Consider the following 24,577-nt stretch of genomic DNA (forward strand, 5'->3'; position numbering starts at 1 on the left):
CCATGGCGCGATCACCTTACGGCAACTACGGCCACGCGATCCTGACCGCCGGAGCGCTGCGCACGCCCGACCAGGTCGCGCTCACGTACTGCGGCGAGCAGAGCTTCACCTACGACCAGCTCAACAGGAACGTCAACCGCCGCGCCCACGCCCTCCTGGAGAAGGGGGTCGGGCCGGGCCGGCGGGTGGCGGCGCTGCTCAACGAGACGCTGCGGGTGGCCGAGGTCTACCTCGCGCAGGCCAAGATCGGGGCGGTGACGGCGGCGCTGAACCCGTACTGGCCGGTGGAGACGCTGCGTGACGTGGTGGCGGCCTCGGGGTGCACGGCGTTCGTGTACGACGCGACGGTCGAGGGCGTGGTCGGGCAGATCAGGGACTCGCTCCCCGGCGTGACCACGTGGATCGACGTGCGGGAGCTCGAAGGCGCCTCCGACGAGGAGCCGCCGATCAGCGGCTGGTACGACGACCCGCTGGCCCTCTACTACACCTCGGGCACGACGGGATTACCGAAGGCGGTCGTGCACACGCACGCGTCGTCGCTGGCCACGGCGCAGATCTGGCTGGACGTGCCGCGCGGCCCCGACTCGGTGTTCGGGACGGGCGCGATCATCTGGGGCATCGGCTTCCCGGCCATCGCCGGGCCCGCCCTGTACGCCGGGATGCGACTGGTGCTGGAGCAGGACTGGGGCCCGGCGAACTTCCTGCGCGTCGTCCCCCGCGAACGGGTCACGCATCTCTCGCAGATCCCCTCGTTCTACGCGGCCCTGCTCGCGTCCCCCGAGCACGAGGACGTGGACCTGTCGTCCATCCAGGTGATCATGCTGGGCGGCGAGCCGCTGACCGCGACCATGCTCGAACGGATCAAGGCCAGGCTGCCGCAGGCGGGCGTGTACTCCTACTACGGCCAGACCGAGGCACCGTACACGTGCATGGGCCGCGTGGACGACGGCACGATCCCGCTCGGCTCCTCGGGCCGTCCCCGCACCGGCAACGCGGTGCGGATCACGGACCCGAACGGCGAGCGCGTGGTCGGCGAGGTGGGCGAGATCAACCTGGCCGGCCCGCACCGGATGACCGGCTACGACGGCCTGCCCGAGCGGACGGCCGAGGTGCTGCGCGGCGAATGGTACGTCGGCGGCGACCTCGGCACGCTCTCCCCCGACGGCGTGCTGCGCGTGCTGGGCAGGCGGGAGGACTCGATACTCAAGGGCGGCGTCTGGACGCAGCCGGTCGTGATCGAGGAGGCGGTCTCGGCGCTGGACGGCGTGGCCGAGGCCGGCGCGGTGGGCGTGCCCGAGGGCGCCTCCGAGCAGGAGGTCCTGCTGGCGGTCGTGCCGCGGGCGGGGCACACGCTGGACGCGTCCAAGCTGGCGCTCGCGCTGGCCGACACCCTGCCCGCCCATCAACGGCCCGACCACATCGTGGTGGCCGACGCGCTGCCGCACTCGCAGGACGCCTCCGGCGGCCCCGGCAAGCTGCTGCGCGGGAAGATCCGCGAGCTGCTCGGGTGAGCGCGTACGAGCACGAGGTCAAGGCGCTGCTCAGCGCGGCCGGGGTGCCGGTCCCGCGCGGGGTCGTGGTGCACGACCTGGACTCCGGCCTGGACTCCGGCCTGGACTTCGGCCGGGCCGGGGAGCTGGCCGAGCCGCTGGTGCTGAAGGCGTTCGGCCCGGGACTGGTGCACAAGTCGGACGTCGGCGCCGTCGCGCTGGGGCTCTCCAGGGAGGACCTCGCCGCGGCGGCGGCCGGCATGCGAGCCAGGCTGGAGGTCGCGGGCTTCCTCGTCGAGGAGCAGGCCGAGGCCGGCGTGGAGCTCATCGTGGGCCTGGTGCGGGACCCCGGGTTCGGGCCGGTGCTCCTCGCCGGGCTGGGCGGGGTGTGGACGGAGGCGCTGCGCGACACGGCGCTGCGGCTCTGCCCGATCTCGGAGGAGGACGCGCGGCGCATGCTGGCGTCGCTGCGCGGGTCCTCCGTCCTGTACGGGAGCCGCGGCGGCCCGCCGGTGGACGTGGACGCGGTGGTCAAGCTGCTCATGACGATCGGCGGCCCGGGTGGGCTGTGGGAGCGGCTCGAACTGGGCGAGTTCGAGCTGAACCCGGTCATCGCCGGCCCCTCCGGGGTGATCGCGGTCGACGCCCGCTACCTGCCTTCCCCGGGACCCGTGGCGGGCGCGTCCCGCGCGGCGACGGACTTCCTGCCGCTCTTCGAGCCCAAGGCCGTGGCCGTCGTCGGGGCCTCCACGACCAGGCCGAACTTCGGGAACATGTTCCTCGGCTTCTACCGCGCCGCGGGCATCCCGCTGGTGGCCGTGCACCCCACGGCGGCCGAGGTGGCGGGGGTGCCGGCCGTGCCGTCCCTCGCCGAGGCGGACGTGGACTACGCCCTCGTGGCCGTGCCCGCCGAACGCTGCGCCGACGTGCTGCGGGAGGCGCGCGGGGTGCCGTTCGTGCAGGTGATGAGCGGCGGGTTCGCCGAGACGGGCCGGCCGGACCTGGAGGAGGGGCTGGTCGAGGCGGCGCGGGCGGCGGGCACGCGGCTGCTGGGGCCCAACTGCATGGGCGTGTACAGCCCTCGGGGACGGCAGACGTTCGTCGGGGGCGGGCTCGGGCCCGCCGGGACGGTGGCGCTGATCTCGCAGAGCGGCGGGCTCGCGGGCGAGGTGATCAAGGTCGGGGAGCGGCGCGGGCTGGCGTTCAGCCGGGTCGTCACCGTGGGGAACTCGGCCGACGTGACCCCCGCCGAGCTGCTGCGCTGGCTCGCCCGGGACCAGGAGACGCGGGCCGTCGGGCTGTACCTGGAGGACCCGCGTGACGGGCGCGAGCTGTTCGAGGCGCTGCGCGCCGCGGAGCTGCCGGTGGTGCTGCTGGTCGGCGGGCGGAGCGGGCAGGGGCAGGAGGCGGCCGCGTCCCACACGGGCGGCATGGTGAGCGACCGGCGGGTGTGGGAGGCGGTGGCCGAGCAGGCGGGGGCGGTGCTGGTCGCCGGCCAGGACGACCTGATCGGGGTGCTGGCCTACTTCCAGGCGCACGGCTCGCGCTCAGGCGCCGCCTCCGGCGATGTGCTGGTGGTGGGGCCGAGCGGGGGCGCGAGCGTGCTGGCGGCGGACGCGTTCGACCTGGCGGGGGTACGGCTGGACCCGCTGCCCCCGGACGCGCTGAAGGCGCTGCGCGGGCTCGGGGTGGTGGCCTCCGGCAACCCGCTCGAAGTGCCGGTCGGGCCCCTGGGGCGGGCCGGGCTCGTGCCCGAGGTCGTCTCCGCGCTGCTGCGGTGCCGGCCGTACGGCGACGTGGTCCTGCACGTGAACGTCCAGGCGTTCTTCACGTACGGGGACGCGGCGGAGCCACTGTACGCCTACGCGCGGGCCGTGGCGCAGGCGCAGGCCGCGCTGCCGGGCACCAGGATCACCCTCGTCACCAGGAACGGCGAGTGCGCGCCCCCGGGCGTCGAGGACGAAGTGCGGCGGATCGCGGCGGAGGCGGGGATCCCCGTCTACCGCTCCATGGAGGCGGCGGCGGTGGCCGTCGCGGCTGGAGGGCGTTATGGGGTTACTTGAGGGCAAGGTCGCGTTGATCACCGGTGGCGCTCGCGGGATGGGGGCGGCGCACGTGCGGCTCTTCCTTGAGGAGGGGGCGCGGGTGGTGTTCGGTGACGTGCTGGACGAGGAGGGCAAGGCGCTGGCCGAGGAGACGGGGGCCGCGTTCGTCCATCACGACGTGACGAGCGTCGAGGACTGGGATCGGGCGGTGGCGACGGCCACCGAGCTGCACGGCCGGCTGGACGTGCTGGTCAACAACGCCGGGATCCTGAAATTTCGGCGCATCAGCGATATGTCGCCCGAGGACTTCGACCGGGTGATCGGCGTCAACCTCAAGGGCACCTGGCTCGGCATCAAGTCGGCGATCGACCCCATGAAGGCGGCCGGGCGGGGCGCCATCGTGAACATCTCCTCGATCGAGGGCTACGTCGGGGCCGAGGGGCTGTCGGCGTACTCGGCGTCGAAGTTCGGGGTGCGCGGGCTGACCAAGTCGGCGGCGCGGGAGCTGGCCCGGTTCAAGATCCGGGTGAACTCGGTGCATCCCGGCGCGATCAACACCTCGATGGCAATGGATCCCGACATGATGAACGAGGTCGACGCCGACGCCTTCGTGAAGTCCATGGTCATCAAGCGCTTCGCCAAGCCGGTGGAGGTGTCCCACGTGGTGGCCTTCCTGGCCTCGGATCGGGCCAGCTACTGCACGGGCAGCGAGTTCACGGTGGACGGCGGGCTGCTCACGGGCGCGGGGTACTGACTCGGGGCAAGGCTCTCACCTGGTACGAGGTAGATCTTTTTGGATTAAACCTCCTTAGCTTGGACATTTCTGGCAACATCTTTGACCAGCGGGTTCTTGGTCTAGGAAAGCTTGAACGTCACTTGGTGCTGGCTTGACCTGCCGAGACGGCACGGTAGCCTCGCTCATCACGGAAGACGACAAGCCTCCGGTTTTGTCCCAGTAGTCACAGGGTGTCCCTTTACCCGGGATCTATGCGGACAAACCGGCTTGCCCGGAAGGTGTCCCCATACTTCCATGACGCCAGAGATGCAGAAGTACATCGAGTTGCTGGAGAGCCAGCTCGGGTATGCCGAGAAATCAGGGGCGTACACCAAGTTCGGCAACTGGTACGGCAAGAACGTCGAGTTCGACGCCGACTACAGCTCCGCCCCATGGTGCGACATGTACCTCTCGTGGGCCGCGCACAAGCTCGGGTACGAGGACTGGATCGGGCAGTTCGCGTGGACGGTGTCGCACGCGGAGTGGTTCAAGGAGCAGGGGGCGTGGGGCCACAAGCCCAAGCCCGGGGCGTTCGTCTTTTACGACTGGAGCGGCTCGAACAGCATCGACAACATCGACCACGTCGGCATCGTGACGAGGGTCGAGGGTGACACGATCTTCACCATCGAGGGCAACATCGACGGCGGCGTCGCCAAGCGCAAGGAACGTGACACAAGCAAGGTCGTCGGGTACGGCTACCCGGAGCGCATCAAGTCCCGCCTGGACGAGGAGGCGGCCCGGCAGCAGCGCGAGGCCCAGAAGAAGGCCGAGGAGCAGGCCGCCCTGCGGCCGGGGCCGGGCACCGACGTCGGTGCGCTCCAGCCCTCCGGGACCGAGCTGCTCACCTCCCTGATCCCCCACAGCGAGATCGTGGAGCCCGCCCAGGCCCCTGAGACCGGAAGCTCCCCCAAGAAGAAGGAGCCTCAGGCCGCTCCCACGCCCGCTACCCCCAAGGTCGCCACCGGCTCCGTCTCGGACAGCACGACCGCCGAGAGCCCCAAGCAGCCGAAGAAGGCCAAGCACGCCAAGCCGGCGACGGCCGACACCACGGCGGCGACCGCCGAACCCCTCCCCACGCACGCGGACGCCTCGGCCACCGGCCCGATGCCGGCCATCTCCTCGCCGACGCTGGTCGGCTCCGCTCTGGTGGCGGCCCTGGCGCTGCTCGCCGTGGCCAAGACCCGCCGCCTGCGGGCCGCCCCGGCCGCCGCTGGGGCCTCGGCGCCCAGCCCCGCCGCCAACCGCCGCCGTCGCCGCCGCAAGGTCGAGGTCGAGCCGGTCGGTACGAGCCGCCGAACGGCCGCACTCCAGCCGACCGCGACCCTGGACACCCTCACGGCCCCCGCCGCCATGGACACAGCCGCCCTGGACACAGCCGCCCTGGCCCCCGCGGCCCTGGACACAGCCGCCCTGGCCCCCGCGGCCCTGGACGCCCTCCAGCCCGCCACCGCCCTGGACGCCCTCCAGCCGGTTACGGCCCTGGACGCCGTCCAACCCGCCGCCCGGGCCGCCGGACGCCGGAGGCGCCCGCTCGACACGCGCCCCTTCGACCTCGCCACGGACGCGCCCCGCCGCGCAGCCGTGGACCGGCTCCTGGACCAGCACGACGACCTGCACCGCCACCTCGCCGGCATCGATCCGTTCGACGCCTTCTGCGCCTCCCGGCCGGCCGAGCCCGCCGGGAGCGGGCCGGTCGAGATCCTGCTGGACACCGGGCCGCTGGAGCGCTTCGTGGACACCGGGCCGTTCGAGCGCATCGTCATCCCCCAGGCGACCAGCGCGTTCGACGCCTTCAGCCGGACCGCCGGCAGGGGCGGCGACACTCCTGACATCGGCGACACGTACCAGGGACGTCGCCGCCGCAACGGGCGCCCCATCGACGAGCCCGGAACGGCCGACCTCCCGCTGCGCGGCCGCCGCCACCGCCGTCCGGCGCCCACCCAGGGCGTGCACATCGGCGGCGCGCAGCCGTTCGCGCAGGACGCCCCCCTGGCGGGCCGCCGCCACGCCTCCGCCGGGTCCCCGCAGCAGCACCGGCGCGAGGACGAGCGCCAGCTGGTCGGCACGGGCGGCACCGGCCGGGGCGCCTCAGGCCACCCGGCCAGGAGCACCACCGGCCAGCCCGGCCGGAGCGCCCCGAGTCAGCCCGGCAGGAGCGCCCCCGGCCAGCCCGGCAGGAGCACGTCCGGTCAGCCCCGGAGGCGGGGCCGCCACCGCGCGTGAGCAACCCTCATGAGGCGTCGCCACCGCGCGTGAACGGCCCTCACGGGGTGACCCTCACGAGGCGGCCCTCACGGGGCGGCCCCCACGCCGTAGTCGGCGGCGAAGGCGGCCAGCCGGGACACCGCGTCCCGGCTGCGGCTCCAGGGCCGTACGATCAGCCGCTCCACACCCAGCGCCGCCCAGGCGGGCACCTCGTCGGGCGAGGCCAGCGCGTACGCGTGCGCGGTCACCGGCACCCCCGCCCCCAGCCGGTCGAGCTGCGGCTTGATGGACTCGAGGGTGTGCGGCATGCTGATCCACCCGTCGCAGAGCCGGGCGGCCCGGCGCAGCGCGGCGGCCGACTCCCCGCCCGCGAGCACCGGCAGCCGCCGCTGCACCGGCTTGGGCTCGAACGCGACCTCGGGGAACGAGTAGAACCTCCCGGAATGGGTGACCACCGGCTCGCTCCAGAGCCGCCTGACCACCTCGATCGCCTCGTCCAGCCGGGCTCCCCGGGTGCGGAACTCGACGCCGGCCGCCTCCCACTCGCCCCGGTACCAGCCGGCGCCGACCCCGCAGATCGCCCGTCCCGACGAGACCACGTCCAGGGTGGCGAACGCGCGGGCGGACACGAAGGGGTGGCGCAGCGCGAGGAGTTGCACCGCCGTGCCGAGCCTGACGCGGGAGGTCAAGGCGGCGAGCCAGCACAGGTACGCGGGCGCGTCGAACAGCGGCGTGCCGGGCTTGATCCCCGGGTCGGACGTGCCCGGGTAGTGGGCGAGCGACAGGTCGGTGGCGAAGACGAGGTGCTCGGGCAGCCACACCGACTCGAACCCCAGCTCGTCCGCCGCCACCGCCACGTCCTTCCACGCGTCCGGATGCACCAGTCCGAGCGGCACCCCGAACTTCATGGCCACCTCCGCAGGTCGCCGCCCAGGAGGGCGGTTCGGACGCGTTCCCGGTGCGCCGCCGTGGTGCCGTACGCGGCCGACAGCGACCAGGCCCGCGCGAGCCAGAACCGCAGGTCCAGCTCCTCGGTGTAACCGATCGCGCCGTGCACCTGCAACGCCACCCGGGCCGCCAGCACGGCGGCCTCACCGGCGGCGGCCTTGGCGGCGCTCACATCCCGGTCGGCGCTCCCGACGGCCCGATCCACGGTCCCGGCATCCCGGTCGGCGGCCCCGACGGCCCCGTCCACGGTCCCGTCGGCCCGATCCACGGTCCCACCAGCCCCGTCCACGGTCCCACCAGCCCCGTCCACGCTCTCGGCCGCCCGATCCACCGACAGGGCCGCATGGTGCACCAGCGGCGCGGCGAACTCCACCGCCACGGCCGCGTCCGCGAGCTGGTGCTTGACCGCCTGGAACGACCCGATCGCCGCGCCGAACTGGGTCCGGACCCGCGCGTAGGCGACGGTGACCGCGAGCAGCTCCCTGGCGACCCCGATGAGCTGCGCCGCCGTCGCCACCGCGGCCCGCCGCAGCACCGGCGCGACCGGGCCGCCCAGCTCCTCGGACTCGTCGAAGGCCACCTCGAACACGGGACGGCACGGGTCCACCCCGGTCCTGGGCACCAGGCGTACGGACTCCCTGGCGACCAGGCGCCACCCGCCGTCCCGCGCCACCAGCAGCAGGTCGGCCAGGTCGGCGTCCGGCGCGTACGCCTGCCCCGGCGGCAGCACGGCGACGCACAGCGCGCCGGAGGCCGGCTTGGGGTTGTCCGGCAGCAGGTACGGCGCCACTACGGCGGTCTCGACGACCGGCCCAGGAAGGCACGCCCGCCCGGTCTCCTCCAGCGCGGGCAGGACGTCGGCCAGCCCGAGCCCCAGCCCGTCCGACTCAGGAGGCGCCAGCAGGCCGAAGAACCCCAGCGCGGCCAGCTGCTCCCAGGCCGGCCGCCGCTCGGACCGCAGCGCGGCCGGTGGGCAGTGCGCCCGCAGCACGTCCCGCACAGTGGCGGCCAGCGCGAGCTGCTCGTCCGTGAATCCGAAGTTCATCGTGGCAGCCCCAGGACCCGTTCGGCGATGATGTTGCGCTGGATCTCGTTCGTGCCCGCGTAGATGGGCCCGGCCAGCGAGAACAGGAACCCGTCCAGCCAGCCCTCCTCCCCCGCCCGGTCCCCCAGCAGCTCCATGGCCAGGGCGTGCATGCGCAGGTCCAGCTCGGACCAGAACACCTTCCCCATGCTGGCCGCGGACCCGATCTCCTCCCCCGCCATGAGCCGCCGCGCCGTCGCGAACGTGTGCAGCCGGTACGCCTCCGCCTCGGTCCAGCACCTGGCGGCCCGGTCGGCCGCCACGGGGTCGCCCGAGGAGCGGGCCAGCGCGACCAGCCGGTCGGCCGTGGCCAGGAAGCGGCCGGGGCTGCGCAGGGTGAGGCCGCGTTCGGAGGACGTGGTGGCCATCGCGACCCGCCAGCCCTCGCCGACCTCGCCGAGCACCATCGAATCGGGCGTGAACACCCCGTCGAAGTGCAGCTCCGCGAACCCCGGCAGCCCGTCGAGCTGCGCGATCGGCCGCACTGCGACGTCGGAGAGGGGGAAGAGGAAGTACGTCAGCCCCTTGTGCCGTGTCCCCGACGTGCGGAACAGGCCGAACCCGTGCGTGGCGTAGGCGGCCCGCGAGCTCCACGTCTTGTGCCCGTACAGGCGCCAGCCGCCGGGCACGGGCTCGGCGCGGGAGGTGAGAGCGGCCAGGTCGCTGCCCGCCTCCGGCTCCGACCAGGCCTGCGCCCACACGTCGTCGCCTCTGGCCATCCTCGGCAGCCACCGTCTGCGCTGCTCGGGCGCGCCGAAGCGCATCAGCGAGGGGCCCAGCAGGAAGATGCCGTTCTGGGTGACCCTGGCGGGGGCTCCGGCGGCCCAGTACTCCTCCTCGAAGATCAGCCACTCGATCAGGGAGGCGCCGCGCCCGCCGTACTCCTCGGGCCAGGAGACGACGGACAGCCGCGCGTCCGCCAGCAGCGCCTCCCAGGCGCGGTGCGCGGCGAAGCCCTCGGGGGTGTCCATGGACGGCAGCGGTCCCGGCACGTGCGCGCGCAGCCAGTCGCGAACCTCGGCGCGGAAGCCCTGCTCGGCCGGGGAGAAGTCGAGATCCACACAACCAACCTAGCGCACGCTTGGTAGCCCGAACAGCGGTTTACGGACATAGTCTGTTGGCCATGCAGGGACTGCTGCTGAAGCTGTCCACGCTCGACGCCGACGCGGAGAGCGCGGTGCGGGTGATCGCCTACTTCGACTCGCTGCTTCGCGACCACGTGAGCGTGCCCACGCTGCTCTCGGCCACGGCGCGGCTGGCGCAATGCCCGGTCGGGCTGCTCGACGCGGCCACCGGCCGCCGCACCCGCACGTCGCCCCGTGGCGCCGTGGACACGCCCGCCGAGGCCCCGGCCCACGTCAGGGAGCTGAGCGACGGGCTCGGGGCGGTCTGGATGGAGCGCGAGGGGCCGGCGCACGGGCTCGACGAGATCGTCCTCGAACGGTACGCGGTGGCGGCCGAGGTCACCCTGGAACGCGCGGCCGCGCTGGCGCGGTCGGGGCAGGACCCCGCGCTGGTGGAGCTGGTGCTGTCGGCCGAGACCGGCGAGGCCGAACGCGCCCGGGCCCTGCGCCTGCTCGGCTTCGCCCCCTCCACCCCGCTCCAGGCCCTGGCGATCGCCCTGCCGAACCGGGGGCCGGACCGGGGGCCGGACCGGGATCTCGCCGCCGGCCTGCGCGCCATGGGCCACCAGGTGCGCACCACCAGGATCGGCGACACGGAGGCGGTCCTGGTGGCGACCACCCTGCCCCGCGACCTTCCGGAGGGGTCGCGGGTGGGCATCGGGCCCGAACTGCCGGGCGCGCGGGCGGCCGAGTCGTGGGCCGGCGCGCGGACCGCGCTCCGCTTCACCGGCCCGCACGACCGCGTGATGCGCTGGTCCGAGCTGGGGGCGCTGGCGCTGTTCGCCGACCTGCCGGAGCCGGCGGTCGCGGGGCTGGCCGACGTCCGGGCGATGGAGCGGCTCGGCGAGGAGTCCCTGGCGGCGGTGCGGGCGCTGTGCCTGGCGGGCTCGGTCCGCGGCGCGGCCGCCACCGTGCACCTGCACCACAGCTCGATGGCCGCGCGCATCGCCAGGGCCGAGTCCGTGCTGGGCTTCTCGCTCGCCGACGCGGCCGGCCGCCTGCGCGCCCACCTGGCCCTCGCCCTGGTACGACTGCGCGCCAACCTCAGACCGCGAACGCCCGCCTGAGCGCCGCCAGCCGGGCCGCCCGCGCCCGCTTGGACAGCTCGGCGTCCGGGACCATCCCGTCGAACCCGTGGAAGGCCCCCGGATAGAGGTGGAGCTCGGTGGACACGCCCGCCTGCGACAGCCGCAGCGCGTAGTCGACGTCCTCGTCCCTGAACACCTCCAGCTCACCGACGTCGATGAACGTCGGCGGCAGCCCGGCCAGATCCGTGGCCCGGGCGGGAGCCGCGTACGGGGGCACGTCGTCGGTGCCGATCCGGTCGCCCAGCAGGGCGGTCCAGCCGAAGAGGTTCGCGCTCCGGTCCCAGACCACCGCCTCGGTGAACTCGTGGCTGGACGGGGTGATGTTGCGGTCGTCCAGCATCGGGCAGACCAGCAGCTGGAACGCCACGTCGGGGCCGCCCCGATCGCGGGCCAGCAGCACGGTGGCGGCGGCGAGCCCGCCGCCCGCGCTGGCGCCGCCGACCGCGATCCTGGCCGGGTCGATGCCCAATTCGCCCGCCGCCTTGGCGGTCCACACCAGCCCGGCGTAGCAGTCCTCGACCGGCGCGGGATGGGGGTTCTCGGGCGCCAGCCGGTAGTCGACGGAGACCGCCACGCACCCGAGCTCCTCGACGTAGCCGATCATCATCGCCTCGTCGATCTCGGGCGTGCCGATGATCATCCCTCCGCCGTGGATCCAGTACAGACCCGGCCGCCCCTCACCGCCGCCCGCGGGGCGGTAGATCCGTACCCGCACGTCGGGAGCGCCGTCGGGCCCCGGCACGTGCCGGTCCTCGATCACCACGTCGCTGTCGGCCGACGTCGCGGCGGCGAGGAACGCGTTGATCTGCGCACGGTGCCCGGGCAGTTCCTCGGGCGTCAGGTTCGCCATGTCGAACGTCGGGAGCGGAGTCTGCTCGAGAAAGGCGCGAATCTCTGGGTCGAGGTTGGGGTGAAATGCCATCTGATATCCCTTCTATGGGGCCACTCCTCGATGGTCAGAGCCCGCGCCGTGGCAGACAACCGCCATCCGGCGGCGATTCCGCTCCTCAGTCCCGCCGTTCGGCGAGGACGTCGAGGACGCGCTCCGCGAGGGGCGCGGCGCTGGCCGGGTTCTGGCCGGTGGCGAGCCTGCCGTCCACGACGACCTGAGCCTGCCAGTTGGCGCCCGGCTCGTGCTCGGCGCCACGCTCCACCAGTTTGTCAGCCAGCAGGAACGGCACCACGTCGGCCACGCCGCGCAGCCGCTCCTCCTCGTTGGTGAAGGCCGCCACCCGCTTGCCCGCCACCAGGTACGAGCCGTCGGAGAGGGTCAGGTTCACCAGCGCGGACGGGCCGTGGCAGACCGCCGCGACCACGCCGCCCCGCTCGTACACCTCGCGCCCGACGCGGATGACGTCCGGGTCGTCGGGGAAGTCCCACATGGTGCCGTGGCCTCCGGCGTAGAGCACGGCGTCGTAACGGGAGGCGTCGACGTCCGCGAGGCGGTCGGTGTCGCGCTCCCCGATCGCGGCGAGGAAGGCCACCTGGGTCTGGTCGGCGGCGTCGAACCCGTCCTGGGGCGGCTGCCCGCCCCGCACGCTGGCGACGTCCACCTCGTAGCCGGCCTTGCGGAAGATCTCCCAGGGGTGGGCCGCCTCGGGCACGTAGTATCCGGTCCGCTCGACGCCGCCGAGGTCGTCATGGCTGGTCAGGGCGATGAGAATGCGCTTGTTCATGTCTCACATCGTCGCCCCGTCCCGCCATAAGTAACAAATAACGAAATAGCGCCGTAGGTATCAGAATAGTGATATGTCGCCAATCTCGCTCGACCTGCTGCGGACGTTCCTCGCGGTGCACAGGACCGGCTCCATCACGGCCGCCGCGCAGACCCTCGGCCTGTCGCAGCCGGCCGTGACGGCGCAGGTCAAGACGCTGGAGTCGGTGCTGGACCGGCCGCTGTTCGACCGGCTGCCGCGCGGGGTGGCGCCCACGCCGGCCGCCGACGAGCTGGCCCGCCGGGTGGCCCCCTCGCTGGACGCCCTGGACGGGGTGGTGGAGTCGGAGCTGCCCTCGGACGCGGCCGTGCACCTGGGCGGGCCCGCCGAGTTCCTGTGCGAGGAGGTGATGCCGATGCTCGCCCCGCTGGTGCGCTCCGGGCTGCGGCTCCGCACGACGCTCGGGCTGTCCGACGACCTCCTGGCGGACCTCGCGGCCGGGCGCCTGGACCTGGTGATCTCCACGATCCGGCCCCGGGTGCGCGGCGTCCAGGCGGACCCCCTCTACGACGAGGAGTTCCTGCTGGTCGCCGCCCCGTCCCTGGGGCTCGCCGGAGTGGGGCCGAGGGAGCTGGCGGCGGTGCCGCTGGTGGCGTACGCCGAGGACCTGCCCATCGTGCGCCGCTACTGGCGCTCCGTGTTCGGCAGGCGGCCCGCGATGGCGGCGCAGGTCGTCATCCCCGACCTGCGCGGCGTGCTCAGCGCCGTCCGGGCCGGGATGGGCGTCTCCGTGCTGCCCGCCTACCTGTGCCGCCGCGACCTGGCGGCAGGCACGCTCGTCACGCTCGCCGAACCCGACGAGGCCCCGATCAACACCGGCTACCTGGCCGTCCGCTCGGGCGCGCTGGCCAAACCCGCGGTGGCCAGGGTACGCGCGCACCTCATCGAGGCATTCCGCGCCTCCCCCACCTACTAAGCGGACCCTATTAGGCGGACCACGAGGCCAGCAGCCGCAGCGACTCCTCGTTGGCGCCGCCCGGCTCGGGGTGGAGCAGGCTCACCCGCTGCCCCGACCCGCCCGGCAGGTCGAACGTCTCGTACCGCAGCGCCAGCTCACCCACCACCGGATGCGTGAACCGTTTGACCCCGTTCGTGCGCTCCTTGACGACGCGCCCGGCCCAGAGGGTGCGGAACCGGTGGCTGTGCACCGACAGCTCGCCGATCAGGGCGGTAAGGGCCGGGTCGTCGGCGTGGCGGCCGGTGGCGAGGCGGAGCTGCCCTACCGTGGCCCGGAGCACCTCCTCGCGGTCGGCGTACAGGTCGGGCTCGGTGAGGAAGTTGTACCTGGCCAGGTTGGCGCCGGGACGGCAGAGGCCGGGGAAGAGCGCGTCGGCCAGCCGGTTCCAGGCGAGCAGGTCGAGGCGGTGGTCGAAGATCATGGCCGGGATGTCCGTCATGCGGTCGATGAGCTCCACCAGCTCCCGCCGCACCCCGCCGGACGGCCGCGGCCTGCGGGGACGCGGCGCGGCCAGGTCGAACAGGTGCGTCCGCTCGGCCTCGCTCAGGTCCAGCGCCCTGGCCAGCGACTCCATCACGGACGCGGACGGCTGGGCGGTCCGCCCCTGTTCGAGGCGTACGAGGTATTCGACGCTGATGCCCGCCAGCTCGGCCAGCTCCTCGCGGCGCAGCCCGCGCACCCGCCTGCGCGGCCCGCTCGCCAGGCCCACGTCCTCGGGCGTGACCTCGTTCCTGCGGGCCTGGAGAAATGCCCCGAGTTCCCGGTTCATGGGTACAAGTCTGCCCGTGGAGAGCCCTGCCGGGACATGCCGAACCTGCCACTCCGAGTACCTGGATAGCCGGAATCGCGGCGGGCATGCTGACCTCATGTGCCATTCCACCGACAGCAGGCCGCCCGCACCGCCGATCCAGGGCGAGGTGGCCTCGCACGAGCAGATAGAGCTGACGGCCGCCGACGGCAACCGGCTGCTCGCCTACCGGGCCGAGCCCGCCGAGCCGAACGGCCGCAGCGTGGTGATTCTGCCCGACGTGCGCGGGCTGCACCCGTACTACCGTGACCTCGCGGTGCGCTTCGCCGAGGCGGGCTTCCGTACGATCGCGATCGACTACTTCGGCCGCACGGCGGGTCTCGGCGAGCGGGACGACGACTTCGACTTCATGAAGCACGTCGGGCAGCTCAAGGCCGAGCACGTCAGGGCCGACGCCAGGGCGGCCACCGAGCAGCTCGACGGCCCGGTGTTCACGGTCGGCTTCTGCATGGGCGGCGCCCACTCGTGGCGGCAGGCGTACGAGGGGAACGGCCTGGCGGGCGGCATCGGCTTCTACGGCGCGCTGCGCGCCATCGAGGAGCCGGCGACCGGGCCCGGCGCGCCCCTCCTGATGCTGCTCGCGGGCGCGGACACGGCGACCACGCCCGAGCAGTTCGAGACGTTCGAGGCGGCCCTCGACCGGGTGGGCACGGAGCACGAGAAGGTCGTCTACGAGGGCGCGCCGCACTCGTACTTCGACCGCACGTACGCCGAGTGGGAGGAGGCGTGCCAGGACTCCTGGCGCCGCATCCTGTCGTTCACCGAGCGCCACTCAGCCTAGGTAGGCGGCCCTGACGGCCGGATCCTCCCGGATCTCGCCCGGCGCGCCGGCGGCGATCACCTTGCCGAGGTCCAGCACGACGATCCGGTCGCAGGTGTCCATGACGAAGCCCATGTCGTGCTCGACCAGCAGCACGGTCGTGTCCAGGGCCTTGACGACCTCTCCCAGGCGTGCGGTCTGGGAGGCGTCCAGGCCGGAGGTGGGCTCGTCCAGCAGCAGGAGGCGGGGCCGGTCGGCCAGGGCCCTGGCCAGCTCGACGAGCCGGCGCTGCCCGACGGGGAGCGCGGCGGCGTACGCGTCGCGCAGCGGGGTGAGCCCGCACAGCTCCAGCACCTCGGCCACGCGCTCGCCGCGTTCCCGCTCCAGCCGCCGGCGGGCGGGCCAGCCGACCAGGTCGGCGGCGAGCCCGCCACCGCCGCCGTGCCAGTCGAGCGCGGCCAGCACGTTGCCGGCCACGGTGAGCCGGCCGAAGACCTGGGTCCGCTGGAACGTGCGCCGCACCCCGGCCCTGGCCCGCCTGACCGGGGACACCCCGGTCAGGTCCCGGCCCGCCACGCTGACCCGGCCCTCGCTCGGCCGGCGCAGCCCCGACACCACGTCGAACAGCGTCGTCTTCCCGGCCCCGTTCGGCCCGATCACGCCGCACACCTGACCCGCCGCGACCTCGAACGACACCTGGTCCAGCGCCCTGACCCCGCCGAACGCCACCGACACGCCCTCCACGGCCAGCATGCTCACCGCACCCCCAGGTAGGCGGCGGTCAGCCGCTCGCTGTCCACTTCCGAGCGCGGCCCTGCCCACGTGACGCGCCCCAGCCGCATGAACGCCACCCGGTCGGCGAGTGCCAGCGCCTCCGTGGCCTTCTCCTCGACCAGCAGCAGCGCCACCCCACGAGAACGCAGCTCGGCGAACACGTCGAACACCTGCCGCACCATCATCGGCGCCAGCCCCAGTGACGGCTCGTCGGCGATGAGCACCCGTGGCGGCCGCACCAGCGCGGGCGCGAGCGTGAGCAGCTGCTGCTCGCCGCCGGACAGGGCGCCGGCGAGCACGGTACGGCGCTCGGCGAGCTGCGGCAGGCGCTCGTAGACGGGGCCCGGGTCGGGCAGCCAGGTCCGCAGGTTCTCCTCCACCGTGAGCCCGGGGAACACGCCCCGGCCCTCGGGCGCGAGCAGGATGCCCGCGCGGGCCCTGCGGTGCGCGGGCCAGGCGGTGACGTCCTCGCCGTCGAGCAGGATCCGGCCGCTGGTGACGGCCAGGTCGCCGGCGGCCACCGCGCAGGCCGTGGACTTGCCCGCCCCGTTGGCGCCGAGCAGCGCGACCACCTCGCCGGGCCGGACGGCCAGGTCCACGCCGCGCAGCACCGTGCTGTCCGCGTAACCGGCGACGACGCCCTCCAGCCTGAACAGCGGCCCGTCCACCTGGACCGGCGGCGGCACCGGGACCGGCTCCGCCGGGGTGCGGCGGCGGTGGCGGAGCTCGGCGAGCTGGGTGAGCACCCCGTCGGGGTGCTTGGCCAGGATCACCCCGCCGGCCCCGAACAGGATGGCCCCGACGTGCGCGGACACGCCCCAGGTGGCGAGCAGTTCGGGCACGGCCACCGCGATCAGGCCGCCCAGCACCGCGCCGCCGACGCGGCGCACTCCCTGGAGCACCACCACGGCCAGCCACACGAACCCGGAGAACGCCGGCAGGTCGGTGGCGGTGATCGAGCCCTTGGAGACGGCGAACAGCACCCCGCCCAGCCCGGCGATCGCCGACGCCAGCGCGAACAGCATGATCTTGGTACGGGGCGCCGACAGCCCGGACGTCGTCGCGGCGGCGGGGGCCGACCTGACCGCGAGGATCGCCCGCCCGGAGGCCGACCTTTCGAGGTTCCGTACGAGCAGGGCGACCGCCCCGATCAGCACGAGCAGCACCACCACCCGCACCCGGGGATCCGAGGTGTCCGCGAAGCCGAGCCCCAGCGCGGGCACCGGCCACCCGATGGTCCCGTTGCTGAACGCGTCCACCTGGAACAGCACCTGGTCGGCCAGCAGCGCCATGGCCAGCGTGGCCAGCGTCAGCACCCGCCCGCCCAGCCGCAGCGCGGGCAGCGCCACCAGCATCCCCACGGCGGCGGCCGCCAGCACGCCGAGCAGGATCGCCACGAAGAACGGCAGCCCGGACGAGAACGCCCATCCGCAGGTCAGCGCCGCCATCGAGGCGAAGGCGGCCTGGGCCAGGTTGACCATGCCGCCGATGCCGGTCACCACCACGAACGAGCAGAAGATCAGCGCCAGCACCAGCCCCTGCGCGGCCACGCCCACGTAGTACTCGGACGCGAGGAAGGTGAACGCGAGCAGCGCGGCCAGGGCGAGCGCCCACGGCATCCTGCGCCGCCACGGCGGCAGCCCCGCCAGGTGGTCGGGCGGGGGCGCGTCCTCGGCCGCGCTGCCCGCGACCCGCTCGCGCGACCTGTTCAGCAGGACGAGCCCGGCGAACAGCAGGATCACCGGCACGGCCGTGCGCAGCCCGGTGACCTCTTCGAGGAAGTCGGTGTATCCGGCGACCAGGTTCTGGACCACGCCGAGCGCGAGCCCGGCCGCGAACGTCCACGGGATCGAGCGCAGCCGCCCGAACACCGCCGCCGTCGCCGAGGCGAACAGCAGCACCGTGTACGCCGTCGCGTCCAGCCCCAGCACGGACACGGCCAGCACCCCGGCGAGCCCGGCGAGTCCCGAGCCGAGCATCCAGGCCAGCGCCGAGGTGGCGTCCGCGTCGATGCCCCGGAGCGTGGCCAGGCGGCGCCGGTCCACGGCGGCCCGCATGCGCAGCCCGTACGGGGAGTGCCGCATGAACGCCCACAGCCCGGCCGCCGCCACCGCCGAGAAGCCGAACGTGATGAGCTGGTCGGTGTCCAGCCGGGCCCCGAGCACCTCGAAGGAGAGCGCCGGATGCGGGCCGACGCCGCGCGGCAGCGAGGTCGCGTCCGCGCTCGGCAGCCCGGCCAGGTCCACGACCAGCAGGCCCAGCGCGGGCAGCGCGATCGTCAGGCCGATGGTGGCGACGATCTGCGCGGTCTCGCCCGCCTGCGCGAGCCCGCCGAACATGGTCCTGTGCAGCACGTATCCGAGCGCGGGCGCGAACAGCGCCACCGACACCAGGGCCGACAGCCACGCGGGCAGCCCGGCCGCCTGGTTGAGCTCGTAGAACAGCAGGGCGGACAGGAATCCGACGGCCCCGTGGGCGAAGTTGAACACCCCGGTCGCCGCGTACGACAGCGTCAGGCCCGACCCCATGACCGCGAAGATCGCCCCGGTGACCAGGCCGCTGAGCACGTATCCCAGGATCATTTGAGCGGCACGTTGTCGAAGCACTTCATGCTCTTGGCCACCTGGAAGGCGCCTTTCTCCAGCTTGACCAGCGCGCCGCAGCCGTTCGGCTCGCTGTGGTCCTTGGGGTACTGGATCCTGCCGAACCCGGCGTTCTCGTAGAGGTAGTCGCCGTTGCCGACGGCCAGGAACTTCTCGCGGGTGAGGTCCTTGCCGGTCTTGCCGAGCATGTCGAGGAAGATGTCGGCGGCCCAGTAGCCGATCGCCATGTGCTGCGTGGGCACGGCGCCCGGCGCGACCTTCTCGACGTCCTGCTTGAACCGGGCGATCTCGGGGGCGGTGGACTCGAACGGCTCGAACATCGGCGCCGCGATCACGCCCTCCAGGGCCTGCGCGCTGGCCTGGTCCTTGAGGATGGCGGCGTCGTAGCTGGTCGCGTCGGTGAGCACGCCCGTGTAGCCGGCCCGCTTGAGCGCCGAGTAGAGGCCGACGTTGAACTTGGTGCCCGCGATCACGGAGACCACGACGTCGGGGGCCTTGCCGCCGTTCGAGGTCATGATCTTGTTGACGTACGGGAGCCAGTCAGGGGGTGGCGCGGCGGCCGGGAGGCCGGAGTTCACGCCGACCAGCTTGAATCCGGCGGCGGTGAACGACTGGGAGATGGTGGTGCCGCCGTACTTGCTGCCGCTGGAGTCGGAGGTCTGGACGTACACGCTCTTGCCCTCGGCGCCGCCGAGCAGGTCGGCCAGCTGCCGGCCCCACCACGTCTGGGAGCCCGCCCCCTGCTTGGGCGCCAGGCAGCCGTTGTAGCCGAAGCCGGTCTTCGTGCCGCACCACTGCGGGCCGGTCGCCCAGCCGAACCAGGGCACGCCCTGCTGCTCGAGGAAGGCGGCGCCGCCGAAGTTCGGGGCGTGCACGGGGACGAGGGCGAAGACCTGGTCCTTCTGCACGAGCTTCTTGGCGGCCGCGTCGCCCTTGGCCGCGTCCTGGCCGTCGTCCTCCGCCCCGATGAACTCGATCTCCCGCCCGTTCACGCCGCCCTCGGCGTTGGCCCGCTCGAACCTGGCCTTCGCCCCGATCTCGGCGTCCTTGGTCGAGTAGCCGCTGGCGCTCGTCTTGGTCAGCACGCCGCCGACCTTGACCGTCGTGTCGGTCACGCCCGGCGCCGCCGAGCCGACCGGGCTCTTCTGCTGGGCCGCGCACCCGGAGACGAGCAGCGTTGTTACCGTGAGTGCCGCCGCGACCCGCCGTACCATCCTGGCCTCCCGCGATTTGGCCTAGCGCTCGCTTGGTTTTCTGCCGAGCGTAAATTCGCCCGGGAAGGGTGTCAACGGGGGCTACCGAGCAACCGCTTGCTCGCAATCGCGAGACCGGGTTACCGTGTGGCGCATGCTGATGCGCGCGGCCGTCCTGACCGGCTTCCACTCCCCCATGGAGATCCGCGAGGTGGAGATCGCCGACCCGGGGCCGGGCGAGGTCCGCGTGCGGATCAAGGCGTCAGGCGTGTGCGGCTCCGACCTCAAGGCCATCGACGGCAAGAGCCCGGTGGTCGGCAAACTGCCGTTCATCCTCGGGCACGAGAGCGCCGGAGTGGTGGAGAGCGTCGGCGCGGGCGTCACCGGCGTCCGGCCCGGCGACCACGTCATCATCTCGATGAACGGCCCATGCGGGCGGTGCCGCCACTGCGGGGCGGGCCGGTTCCACCTGTGCTCGGGCCCCGCCAGGCTGCAGACGATCATGGGTGGCGCGCCCAGGATCACCCTGGACGGGCAGGAGACGCGCCGGTTCATCGGCATCGGCTCGTTCGCCGAGTACGCGGTCGTCGCCGAGGCCATGTGCGTGAAAATCGCGGAAAACGCGCCCCTGGATGCCATGTGCCTGCTGGCCTGCGGGGTCGTCACCGGCGTCGGCGCGGTCATGAACGTCGCCGAGGTCCCGCCCGGCGCGGGCGTCCTCGTCGTCGGCTGCGGCGGCGTCGGCCTCAACGTCATCCAGGGCGCGGTGCTCGCGGGCGCCACCACGATCATCGCCGCCGACGTGGCCGAGCAGAAGCTCAAGCTGGCCGAGCGCTTCGGCGCCACCCACACGCTCGTGGCCGACGACCTGCCACGGCAGGTGGACGAGCTGGTGAAGGGCGGCGTCGACTACGCCTTCGACGCGACGGGCGCACCCGGCGTCCTGTCCAAGGCCTTCGCCTCGACCCGGTCCGGCGGCACCACGGTCATGGTCGGCAGCCCGCCCCAGGGCCGGGCCGTGGAGGTGGACCCCGGCCTGCTGTTCGCCTCCCGCCGCCTCATGGGCACCCAGGGCGGCGACGCCGCGCCCCACCGCGACCTGCCCATGCTGGCCGAGCAGTACCTGCGGGGCCGCCTCGACCTCGACGGCCTCATCTCCGAACGCCTGCCGCTCGACCGGATCAACGACGCCGTGGCCCACGTACGGGAGGGCTCGGTGGCGCGTACCGTCATCACCTTCTGAAATACGAACACCCGGCGTCACCGCACTCTTACCCTGTGTGTCATGACGGAGAGAAGACTCAGGGTGCGCGTCCGGCGGGCCGCCATGGCCACGGTTCTGACGGCCCTGGCCATGACCGGCCCGGAGCCCGCCGGCGCCAAGGGCGTGTACGACTTCGGCACCGAGGGCGTGGTCATCTGGAGCGACCCGCGAAGGGACGCCGTCCTCGTCGGCTTCGGCTACCCGGGCCAGGGCTTCGAGTCGGACCGGTCGGAGGAGCACGGCTTCTTCCAGTGCGACGACTACTTCGACAGCATCCTGTGGCACCACGGCCGCAACACGGCCACCGGCATCGTCGGCTGGGTCCCCGCCTGCAACCTCGCCGACGCCGACTAGACCCCCAGCGTGACCGGCTCGGGCCGCTCGTCGGGCGCGGGCCGCTCCTCCTCGTGACCCTCCACCGAGAGGTTGGGCAGGAGGCGGTCCAGCCAGCGCGGGCACCACCAGTTGAGCCGCCCGAGCAGGACCATCGTCGCCGGCACCAGGAACCCCCTGATGATCGTGGCGTCCACCGCGATGGCCACCGCCAGCCCCACCCCGAACGTCTTCACCATCGGGTCCGGGTACGCGATGAACGCCACGAACACGGCCACCATGATCAACGCTGCCGACGTGATGACCCGGCCCGTCGAGCCGAGCCCCTCCGCCACCGCCCGCGCGTTGTCCCCGTGCCGCAGGTACGCCTGCCGCACCGCCGTCAGCAGGAACACCTCGTAGTCCATCGACAGCCCGAACAGCACCGCGAACAGCATCAGCGGCACGAAGCTCTCGATCGGCACCGAGAAGAAGACCGTCTCCAGGTACGAGGAGCTGGCCGGGGCGTCCATGCCCACCAGGCGGCTGCCCAGGCCGATCGAGAACACCAGGGCGAGCGCGCCGAAGGCGGCGCCGAGCGAGATCAGGTTCATCACCGCGGCCTTCACCGCGATGACGGGCGCGCGGAAGGCGAACAGCAGGAGCAGGGCGCTCAGCAGCACCACCACGCCGATGACCAGCGGGGTGCGTTCGGACATCCGGGTGCCCGCGTCGGTCATGGCCGCCACCTTGCCGCCGACGTGCACGCTCACCCCGGGCTGCGAGATGGCCCTGATGCCCTTGACCACGTCGGACGCCCGCGGGTCGCTGGGCTTGTACTCGGTGACGACCTGGAGCAGGACCGAGCGGCCCGAGGAGTCGACCTTCGGGGTGGCCACGTGCGCGACGCCGTCGACGTCGCCGACCTCGCGGGCGAGCTGGTCGACGACCGGGTCCTTCTGGTCGGCCACCTTGGCGGGCAGTTCGGCGACCACGAGCAGCGGGCCGTTGATCCCGTCGCCGAAGCCGGCGGCCATCAGCTCGTAGGCCCGCCTGGGCTCCGAGCCCTTGGTGCCGTACCCGTCGTCGAGCGGCCCGAGCTTCAAGGCCAGCGCCGGCGCGGCCAGCAGGCCCAGCGCCAGCACGCTGCCGAACAGCACCTGCCACGGCCGGCGCGCCACCCAGGACCCCAGGCCGGCCCATCCGGACCCGGACGAACCGCCGCCGCGCAGGAACGGCACCTTGAGCGCGTTGATCCGATGGCCGAGCACCCCGAGCAGGGCGGGGACGAGGGTGACCGAGGTCAGGACGGCGGTGACGACCGAGATGCCGGTGATCCAGCCGAGCGTCGCCAGCAGCGGGAACCCGCCCAGCATGAGCGCGCTCAGCGCAATGATCACCGTGCCGCCCGCGAACACCACGGCCCCGCCCGAACTGGCCACGGTCCGCCGTACGGACTCCACCACCGGCACCCCGTCGGCCAGCAGCCGCCGGTGCCTGGACAGCAGGAACAGCGCGTAGTCGATGCCCACGCCCAGCCCGATCATCGTGGCCATGATGCCCGCCTGCTTGGGCACGTCCACCACGTGTCCGAGCAGCCCGATCACGCCGAGCCCCGTGGCGACGCTGACCAGGGCCGTGAAGATCGGCACCAGCGCGGCCGCGAGCGTCCCGAACGCGAAGACCAGCACCAGCAGCGCGCACACCACGCCGATGATCTCGCTGGGCCCCGTCTTGATGTCCTTGTCGGCGGGGGTGGAGCTGTCGGCCGCCACCACCTCGATCCCGGCGTCCCGCGCCGGGTCGGCCGCCTTCGACAGCGCCCGCGTGGTCTCGGCGACCTTGGTGCCGTCGTGGCCCTGCATGCGGATGGCGATGAGCCCGATCTGCAGGCTGGCGGAGATGCCGCCGCGCCTGAACGGGGTGTCCACCCCGACGACGTGCGGCATCGTGCGCAGGCTCGCCAGGACGTCCTCGACGGCCTTCTTGCGCGACTTCTCGACGAGCGGCCCGCCCGCGGAGTAGAGGACGAGTTGCACCGTCCCGCCGGTGTCGTACCCCGGCCCGAAGCCGGTCTTCATCAGGTCGTGCGCCCGCTGCGCGTCGGTGCCGGGAATCGTCGCGTCGTTGCTGACCGGGCTGCCGAGCACGAGGCTCCCGCCCATCAGCGCGGCCGCCACGACCACCCATAACGCCAGCACCAACCGCCCGTGCCGCGCGCACCAGCCGCCCAGCCGCCCAAGAAACCGCGTCATCGCCCAAGTCCCTCTCGACGGCCGTCCTGTACGGTCGTACAGGACTACGATAAAGCAGGAAATATCCGGAGGGGATGCATCGCATGGAAATGAGATGATGACCACACCCGACGACACCCGGACCCGGATCCTGGCCGCGGCCAGAGAGCTGTTCGCCGAGCGCGGTTACGCGGGCACCTCGCTGGCCGACATCGCCGCGGCCGTGGGCCTGACCAAGACCGCCGTCGCCTACCACTTCCACCCGAAGGACCGCCTGGCCTCCGAGTTACTCGCCCCGGCGGGGGACGACATGCTGGCACTGCTCGGAACGGACTTCCCGAACAGGGAGGCGTTCGTCGACGCGCTGGTGACCTTCGCGGTGCGCTACCGCTCGGTAATCCGCCTGTTCATGGAGGACCTGGCCGCCGAGGACCCCGGCGCGCCGGAGTCGGAGCGCGCGACGGTCAGGACGTTCAGGGACGAGATCTTCGGCAGGCTCGTGGGCGACGACCCCGACCCGGAGACCAGGCTGAAGAGCTGGGCCCTGCTCGGCGCGCTGCAGTGGGGCGCGGTCAGGACCATGGACCTGCCGGAGGAGCAGGTCCGCGAGGTGCTGCTGGAGGCCTGCCGGGCTTTCTAGAGACCCAGCACCTCCCGTTCGACGTGGTCGAGCGCGAGGCGTACGGCGCCCAGCGCCACACCCTCGTCCCCGAACGTGGAGGCCACCACCTCCGGCACGCTCACGCACAGCTCGGCCAGGTGCCGGCGGAGCGGTTCGAGCAGCACGTCGCCGGCCTGCGAGTGACCGCCGCCCAGCACCAGCAGGTCGGGGTCGATGGCCAGCGCGAGCGCCGAGGCGCCGATCGCGAGGTTCTCGGCGTAGCGGTCGACCCGCCGCGCCGCGTCGCGGTCGCCCGCCAGGGCCGCCTCGAACACCTCGGCCGCCGAGCCGTCCTTGACCAGCTCGCGGGCCGCGTCCTCCCAGCCGACCTGGCGCAGCGTGCCGATCTCTCCGGCGGCGCCGTTGCGCCCCGGGTGCAGCCGTCCGCCGATGAGGATGCCCGCGCCCGCCCGGTGGCCGATGAGCACGTACACGACGTCGGAGGCCGCGACCAGGCCCATCATCAGCAGCGTGGTGGCGGCGTTCTTGCTCTTGGGCTTTCTGAAGGCGGGCACGCCGTTGCTGATGGCCTCGAC

General features: G+C 73.2%; 21 protein-coding genes. 10 read left to right on the forward strand and 11 right to left on the reverse strand.

Annotated elements, in window-relative coordinates; translation table 11 throughout:
• Positions 1 to 2: 2 nt before the first annotated feature.
• The 4 genes from ACWDX9_RS10430 (at position 3) to ACWDX9_RS10445 (ending at position 6,533) form a co-directional block, all read left to right on the forward strand.
• Complete coding sequence (locus tag ACWDX9_RS10430) at positions 3 to 1,511, forward strand: class I adenylate-forming enzyme family protein (RefSeq protein WP_449951455.1); 1,509 nt, start codon at positions 3 to 5, stop codon at positions 1,509 to 1,511.
• On the forward strand, positions 1,508 to 3,553 hold the full coding sequence (locus ACWDX9_RS10435; RefSeq protein WP_449951457.1) for an acetate--CoA ligase family protein: 2,046 nt from the start codon (positions 1,508 to 1,510) through the stop codon (positions 3,551 to 3,553). The genes ACWDX9_RS10430 and ACWDX9_RS10435 overlap by 4 nt, the downstream gene beginning before the upstream one ends.
• Entirely contained in the window at positions 3,540 to 4,289 is a 750-nt protein-coding gene (locus ACWDX9_RS10440) for a glucose 1-dehydrogenase (RefSeq protein ID WP_363984799.1), read from the forward strand. Before ACWDX9_RS10435 ends, ACWDX9_RS10440 begins: the two co-directional genes overlap by 14 nt.
• Before the next feature lie 276 nt (positions 4,290 to 4,565).
• A complete protein-coding gene (locus tag ACWDX9_RS10445) occupies positions 4,566 to 6,533 on the forward strand; it encodes a CHAP domain-containing protein (RefSeq protein ID WP_449951460.1) in 1,968 nt (655 codons plus the stop codon).
• A 68-nt stretch (positions 6,534 to 6,601) separates the two neighbouring features.
• Here the strand turns inward: ACWDX9_RS10445 and ACWDX9_RS10450 are convergent, their stop codons facing one another.
• The 3 genes from ACWDX9_RS10450 to ACWDX9_RS10460 are packed head-to-tail and all read right to left on the reverse strand — an operon-like array spanning position 6,602 to position 9,608.
• Complete coding sequence (locus ACWDX9_RS10450; protein ID WP_449895549.1) at positions 6,602 to 7,423, reverse strand: TIGR03619 family F420-dependent LLM class oxidoreductase; 822 nt, start codon at positions 7,421 to 7,423, stop codon at positions 6,602 to 6,604.
• Entirely contained in the window at positions 7,420 to 8,508 is a 1,089-nt protein-coding gene (locus ACWDX9_RS10455; protein WP_449951463.1) for an acyl-CoA dehydrogenase family protein, read from the reverse strand. The genes ACWDX9_RS10450 and ACWDX9_RS10455 overlap by 4 nt, the downstream gene beginning before the upstream one ends.
• Positions 8,505 to 9,608 (reverse strand): acyl-CoA dehydrogenase family protein, encoded by a 1,104-nt coding sequence (locus ACWDX9_RS10460; protein ID WP_449951465.1) that lies wholly within the window; start codon positions 9,606 to 9,608, stop codon positions 8,505 to 8,507. The genes ACWDX9_RS10455 and ACWDX9_RS10460 overlap by 4 nt, the downstream gene beginning before the upstream one ends.
• 62 nt (positions 9,609 to 9,670) lie before the next feature.
• Here ACWDX9_RS10460 and ACWDX9_RS10465 point away from each other — a divergent pair, with 62 nt between their 5' ends.
• Positions 9,671 to 10,738, forward strand: coding sequence for a helix-turn-helix domain-containing protein (locus ACWDX9_RS10465; RefSeq protein WP_449951467.1), 1,068 nt, complete (start codon positions 9,671 to 9,673; stop codon positions 10,736 to 10,738).
• Here the strand turns inward: ACWDX9_RS10465 and ACWDX9_RS10470 are convergent.
• Both ACWDX9_RS10470 and ACWDX9_RS10475 read right to left on the reverse strand, forming a co-directional pair.
• Entirely contained in the window at positions 10,716 to 11,681 is a 966-nt protein-coding gene (locus ACWDX9_RS10470; RefSeq protein ID WP_449951470.1) for an alpha/beta hydrolase, read from the reverse strand. The genes ACWDX9_RS10465 and ACWDX9_RS10470 overlap by 23 nt on opposite strands.
• A gap of 85 nt (positions 11,682 to 11,766) precedes the next feature.
• Positions 11,767 to 12,435, reverse strand: a complete 669-nt coding sequence (locus tag ACWDX9_RS10475; RefSeq protein ID WP_363984812.1) for a type 1 glutamine amidotransferase domain-containing protein — start codon at positions 12,433 to 12,435, stop codon at positions 11,767 to 11,769.
• A gap of 73 nt (positions 12,436 to 12,508) precedes the next feature.
• On the opposite strand from ACWDX9_RS10475, the gene ACWDX9_RS10480 reads away from it, so the two are divergent.
• On the forward strand, positions 12,509 to 13,390 hold the full coding sequence (locus tag ACWDX9_RS10480) for a LysR family transcriptional regulator (protein WP_449951473.1): 882 nt from the start codon (positions 12,509 to 12,511) through the stop codon (positions 13,388 to 13,390).
• Positions 13,391 to 13,400: 10 nt separating this feature from the next.
• Here ACWDX9_RS10480 and ACWDX9_RS10485 read toward each other — a convergent pair whose 3' ends face one another.
• Entirely contained in the window at positions 13,401 to 14,201 is an 801-nt protein-coding gene (locus tag ACWDX9_RS10485; protein WP_449951476.1) for a helix-turn-helix domain-containing protein, read from the reverse strand.
• A 97-nt stretch (positions 14,202 to 14,298) separates the two neighbouring features.
• Between ACWDX9_RS10485 and ACWDX9_RS10490 the strand changes: the two genes are divergently transcribed.
• A complete protein-coding gene (locus tag ACWDX9_RS10490; protein ID WP_449951480.1) occupies positions 14,299 to 15,021 on the forward strand; it encodes a dienelactone hydrolase family protein in 723 nt (240 codons plus the stop codon).
• Here ACWDX9_RS10490 and ACWDX9_RS10495 read toward each other — a convergent pair.
• From ACWDX9_RS10495 to ACWDX9_RS10505, 3 genes are read right to left on the reverse strand one after another with little or no spacing between them, the layout of a single operon-like run.
• A complete protein-coding gene (locus ACWDX9_RS10495; RefSeq protein ID WP_449951483.1) occupies positions 15,013 to 15,753 on the reverse strand; it encodes an ABC transporter ATP-binding protein in 741 nt (246 codons plus the stop codon). The genes ACWDX9_RS10490 and ACWDX9_RS10495 overlap by 9 nt on opposite strands.
• Before the next feature lie 2 nt (positions 15,754 to 15,755).
• A complete protein-coding gene (locus ACWDX9_RS10500) occupies positions 15,756 to 18,356 on the reverse strand; it encodes an ABC transporter permease subunit (protein ID WP_449951485.1) in 2,601 nt (866 codons plus the stop codon).
• The gene (locus tag ACWDX9_RS10505; protein WP_449951488.1) at positions 18,353 to 19,591 is read right to left on the reverse strand and encodes an ABC transporter substrate-binding protein; all 1,239 of its coding nucleotides are present in this window, start codon (positions 19,589 to 19,591) and stop codon (positions 18,353 to 18,355) included. Before ACWDX9_RS10505 ends, ACWDX9_RS10500 begins: the two co-directional genes overlap by 4 nt.
• Before the next feature lie 133 nt (positions 19,592 to 19,724).
• Between ACWDX9_RS10505 and ACWDX9_RS10510 the strand changes: the two genes are divergently transcribed.
• The gene (locus ACWDX9_RS10510) at positions 19,725 to 20,813 is read left to right on the forward strand and encodes an alcohol dehydrogenase catalytic domain-containing protein (RefSeq protein WP_449951491.1); all 1,089 of its coding nucleotides are present in this window, start codon (positions 19,725 to 19,727) and stop codon (positions 20,811 to 20,813) included.
• A 42-nt stretch (positions 20,814 to 20,855) separates the two neighbouring features.
• Complete coding sequence (locus ACWDX9_RS10515; RefSeq protein ID WP_350724433.1) at positions 20,856 to 21,188, forward strand: hypothetical protein; 333 nt, start codon at positions 20,856 to 20,858, stop codon at positions 21,186 to 21,188.
• Here the strand turns inward: ACWDX9_RS10515 and ACWDX9_RS10520 are convergent.
• Positions 21,185 to 23,401 carry an MMPL family transporter gene (locus tag ACWDX9_RS10520; RefSeq protein ID WP_449951494.1) on the reverse strand — a complete coding sequence of 739 codons (2,217 nt, stop codon included), beginning with the start codon at positions 23,399 to 23,401 and terminating at the stop codon, positions 21,185 to 21,187. The genes ACWDX9_RS10515 and ACWDX9_RS10520 overlap by 4 nt on opposite strands.
• Before the next feature lie 94 nt (positions 23,402 to 23,495).
• On the opposite strand from ACWDX9_RS10520, the gene ACWDX9_RS10525 reads away from it, so the two are divergent.
• Positions 23,496 to 24,020, forward strand: coding sequence for a TetR/AcrR family transcriptional regulator (locus tag ACWDX9_RS10525; RefSeq protein ID WP_449951497.1), 525 nt, complete (start codon positions 23,496 to 23,498; stop codon positions 24,018 to 24,020).
• Here ACWDX9_RS10525 and ACWDX9_RS10530 read toward each other — a convergent pair.
• Positions 24,017 to 24,577: ROK family protein (locus ACWDX9_RS10530; protein WP_449951501.1), on the reverse strand; the 561-nt coding region annotated here is incomplete at its 5' end. The genes ACWDX9_RS10525 and ACWDX9_RS10530 overlap by 4 nt on opposite strands.

This window comes from Nonomuraea sp. NPDC003201 (genome assembly GCF_053590415.1).

What these genes read in the sequence shown, in the direction of transcription:
- ACWDX9_RS10520 (WP_449951494.1), bottom strand. Translation starts at nt 23,401, where the DNA reads ATGACGCGGTTTCTTGGGCGGCTGGGCGGCTGGTGCGCGCGGCACGGG.
- ACWDX9_RS10465 (WP_449951467.1), top strand. Translation starts at nt 9,671, where the DNA reads ATGCAGGGACTGCTGCTGAAGCTGTCCACGCTCGACGCCGACGCGGAG.
- ACWDX9_RS10525 (WP_449951497.1), top strand. Translation starts at nt 23,496, where the DNA reads ATGATGACCACACCCGACGACACCCGGACCCGGATCCTGGCCGCGGCC.
- ACWDX9_RS10490 (WP_449951480.1), top strand. Translation starts at nt 14,299, where the DNA reads ATGTGCCATTCCACCGACAGCAGGCCGCCCGCACCGCCGATCCAGGGC.
- ACWDX9_RS10515 (WP_350724433.1), top strand. Translation starts at nt 20,856, where the DNA reads ATGACGGAGAGAAGACTCAGGGTGCGCGTCCGGCGGGCCGCCATGGCC.
- ACWDX9_RS10505 (WP_449951488.1), bottom strand. Translation starts at nt 19,591, where the DNA reads ATGGTACGGCGGGTCGCGGCGGCACTCACGGTAACAACGCTGCTCGTC.
- ACWDX9_RS10445 (WP_449951460.1), top strand. Translation starts at nt 4,566, where the DNA reads ATGACGCCAGAGATGCAGAAGTACATCGAGTTGCTGGAGAGCCAGCTC.
- ACWDX9_RS10440 (WP_363984799.1), top strand. Translation starts at nt 3,540, where the DNA reads ATGGGGTTACTTGAGGGCAAGGTCGCGTTGATCACCGGTGGCGCTCGC.
- ACWDX9_RS10485 (WP_449951476.1), bottom strand. Translation starts at nt 14,201, where the DNA reads ATGAACCGGGAACTCGGGGCATTTCTCCAGGCCCGCAGGAACGAGGTC.
- ACWDX9_RS10510 (WP_449951491.1), top strand. Translation starts at nt 19,725, where the DNA reads ATGCTGATGCGCGCGGCCGTCCTGACCGGCTTCCACTCCCCCATGGAG.
- ACWDX9_RS10475 (WP_363984812.1), bottom strand. Translation starts at nt 12,435, where the DNA reads ATGAACAAGCGCATTCTCATCGCCCTGACCAGCCATGACGACCTCGGC.
- ACWDX9_RS10495 (WP_449951483.1), bottom strand. Translation starts at nt 15,753, where the DNA reads ATGCTGGCCGTGGAGGGCGTGTCGGTGGCGTTCGGCGGGGTCAGGGCG.
- ACWDX9_RS10430 (WP_449951455.1), top strand. Translation starts at nt 3, where the DNA reads ATGGCGCGATCACCTTACGGCAACTACGGCCACGCGATCCTGACCGCC.
- ACWDX9_RS10455 (WP_449951463.1), bottom strand. Translation starts at nt 8,508, where the DNA reads ATGAACTTCGGATTCACGGACGAGCAGCTCGCGCTGGCCGCCACTGTG.
- ACWDX9_RS10470 (WP_449951470.1), bottom strand. Translation starts at nt 11,681, where the DNA reads ATGGCATTTCACCCCAACCTCGACCCAGAGATTCGCGCCTTTCTCGAG.
- ACWDX9_RS10480 (WP_449951473.1), top strand. Translation starts at nt 12,509, where the DNA reads ATGTCGCCAATCTCGCTCGACCTGCTGCGGACGTTCCTCGCGGTGCAC.
- ACWDX9_RS10500 (WP_449951485.1), bottom strand. Translation starts at nt 18,356, where the DNA reads ATGATCCTGGGATACGTGCTCAGCGGCCTGGTCACCGGGGCGATCTTC.
- ACWDX9_RS10450 (WP_449895549.1), bottom strand. Translation starts at nt 7,423, where the DNA reads ATGAAGTTCGGGGTGCCGCTCGGACTGGTGCATCCGGACGCGTGGAAG.